Genomic DNA, 2786 nt, shown 5'->3' on the forward strand with positions numbered 1-2786 from the left:
CCTCCCATCCCCCGGCGCCGCTTCGCCCCCCTCGCCACAATCGGCAGTCTGACGATCGACAGCCTGACCGAAATCGGCACCGTCACCGAACTGGGCGTCGAGACCGCGAAAGGCGGCGTCGCCAGCCTGACCGGGCGCGGCCGGATGCGCCTGACCGACCTGATGTCGAACATCCGCGACGCCGGCCCCTCGGCGCTGCTGATCGTCAGCGTCGTGAACTTTCTCGTCGGCGCGATCCTGGCTTTCGTCGGCGCGGTCCAACTGCGCAAATTCGCGGCGGACATCTACGTCGCCAGCCTGGTCGGCATCGCGATGGTGCGCGAGATGTCGGCGGTGATGACGGCGATCATCATGGCCGGCCGCACCGGCGGCGCCTATGCCGCGCGCATCGCCACCATGCAGGGCAACGAGGAAATCGACGCCCTGACCGTCTTCGGCATCCCGGTCTCCAGCTATATCATCCTGCCGTCCATCCTCAGCCTCACCGCCACCATGCCGTTCCTGTATCTGTACGGCTCGCTGGTCGGCATGCTGGGCGGCTTCACGGTGGCGATCGGCATGCTGTCCGTCACCGGGGCCGGCTATTTCCACCAGACGCTCAATGCCGTGGCCCTAGACCAGTTCGGGTTCGGCTTCGTCAAGAGCATCTTCTTCGCCATCCTGATCGGGCTGACCAGTTGCCGCATCGGCCTGCAAGCCGGCCGCAGCGCCGCCGATGTCGGCGTGGCGGCAACCCGCGCGGTGGTGGTTGGCATCGTGGGCGTCATCGCGCTGGACGCGATCTTCGCCGTCATCGCGACGACGATCGGACTCTGACATGGCGCCCCAAACCCCCGACACCGACAGCCACGAAACCCTGATGTCCCTCCAGGATGTCACCCTCGCATTCGGACCGAAAGTGATCCAGAAGGGCATCTCCTTCGACATCAAGCGCGGCAGCATCTTCGCCGTCATGGGCGGATCGGGCTGCGGCAAGAGCACCGTCCTCAAAAGCATGATCGGCCTGCTGAAGCCCGCCGCCGGTCATTATCTGGTCGATGGCGAGGATTACTGGACATCCGACCCGGCCCACCGCCAGACGGTCAGCCGGCGCTTCGGCGTGCTGTTCCAGAGCGCGGCGTTGTGGAGTTCGCTCACAGTCGGCGAAAACGTCGCCCTGCCGATGCATATGCTCACGAAGATGGACCCGGCCACCGTCCGCAACCAGGTGGAACTCAAGCTGGGTCTGGTCGGCATGCTGCATGCCATCGACCAGTATCCGTCGGAAGTCAGCGGCGGCATGAAAAAGCGCGCCGGCCTGGCCCGCGCCATGGCGCTGGACCCGGACATCCTGTTCTTCGACGAACCCTCCGCCGGGCTAGACCCGATCACCTCCGCCCGGCTCGACGACCTGATCCTGAACCTGCGCGACGGGCTGGGGGCCACCATCGTCATCGTCAGCCACGAACTGCCCAGCCTGTTCAAGATCGCCGATGACGGGATCTTCCTCGACGCCAAGACCAAAACCCCGATCGCTCACGGCGCGCCGTCCTGGCTCCACGATCACTGCGACGAACCGCAGGTCCACGCCTTCATGCACCGCGAACGCGAAACCGAGTCCGGGAGGACCGACTGACCCATGGCAAATCGAGAAACGATCGTTGGCGCCTTTGTCGTCGGGGGCGTGGCCCTGGGCATGGGGGCGCTGGTCTTCTTCGGCAATTTCAATCTCTTCTCGCCCACCAAGGAGGCGACCGTGGTCTTCCAGGGCTCGACGTCGGGCCTGAGCATCGGCGCCCCGGTCACGTTCCGCGGGGTCCGGGTCGGCGCGGTCGATGCCATCTCGATCACCTATGACGCCCGCACCCACGCCGCCTACATCCCCGTGTCGGTCCAGCTCCAGCCCAACAGCATCTCCATCGCCGGCGCCTCGGGCACGCACCGCAGCATCAGCCTGCAGAACATGATCGACCACGGGCTGCGCGCCTCGCTGAACATGCAGAGCTTCGTCACCGGCCAGGCCGAAATCGATCTCGATTTCGACCCTTCCGCTCCCGCCGTGCTGCACCCCGATATCGTCACCGGCAAGGATATCGAAATTCCCACCCGCCAGTCCGCGATCCAGAAGGTGCAGGAAACCCTGACCCAACTGCCTCTGAAGGAACTGGCCGACAACGCCCAGGCCGCCCTGGCCAGCATCAAGCAGTTGAGCGAACGGCTGGATCAGGACCTGCCGCCGCTGGTCGACAGCATCAAGCAGACCTCCGACCATTCGCGTATCGCCGTCGACAGCGCGACCCACGCCATCCAGGACCTGGAGCAGCGGCTGGACACGACGCTGACGGCCATCGACCGACTGGCCACCACCGGCACCCAGCAGCTCGACGCCCGAGGCGCCGACCTGCACCAGTTGCTGCACAGCGCCAACGATACGGTGATCCAGGCGCGCGACAGCCTGTCCGCCCTGCATGACATGACATCGCCCCGCTCGGCCGACCGCGCGAACATCGACTCCACCCTGCGCGACCTGTCCGCCGCCGCCGCTGCCCTGCGTGGCTTCGCCAGCGACGTCGAGCGTAATCCGCAACTCCTCCTAATGGGACGCCGCCCATGAAAAACCGCTCTGCCAGCCGGGCTGCCGGCGATCCGACGCGCGTCCACTGCGCTTCGCTGCTCACGGCCATCAAGGCCGCTCCGCTGCGATGCTCGCGGACACACGCCGGGCGTGGCCGGGGGCGGGCCGCCCCCCCGGCCCCCCCCCGGGGCGACCGGGGGGTTGGGCCAACCCCGCGACCCCCCCCCCCCCG

General features: G+C 67.0%; 3 protein-coding genes. All 3 read left to right on the forward strand.

What is annotated here, in order from left to right; genetic code table 11:
• The coding region (locus ABF821_RS20620; RefSeq protein ID WP_415531424.1) for an MlaE family ABC transporter permease at window positions 1–816 on the forward strand (816 nt) is incomplete at its 5' end.
• Window position 817: 1 nt separating this feature from the next.
• Complete coding sequence (locus ABF821_RS20625; RefSeq protein WP_415531425.1) at window positions 818–1615, forward strand: ABC transporter ATP-binding protein; 798 nt, start codon at window positions 818–820, stop codon at window positions 1613–1615.
• Between the two features lie 3 nt (window positions 1616–1618).
• Window positions 1619–2593: an MlaD family protein gene (locus tag ABF821_RS20630; protein WP_182972143.1), complete on the forward strand. Its 975-nt coding sequence runs from the start codon at window positions 1619–1621 to the stop codon at window positions 2591–2593.
• Window positions 2594–2786: the final 193 nt, after the last annotated feature.

The organism is Gluconacetobacter sp. (assembly GCF_047721585.1).
GTDB lineage: Bacteria > Pseudomonadota > Alphaproteobacteria > Acetobacterales > Acetobacteraceae > Gluconacetobacter > Gluconacetobacter dulcium.

Bases quoted from the DNA above. Each gene is read 5' to 3' on its own strand.
- ABF821_RS20625 (WP_415531425.1), top strand. From the start codon at position 818: ATGGCGCCCCAAACCCCCGACACCGACAGCCACGAAACCCTGATGTCC.
- ABF821_RS20630 (WP_182972143.1), top strand. From the start codon at position 1,619: ATGGCAAATCGAGAAACGATCGTTGGCGCCTTTGTCGTCGGGGGCGTG.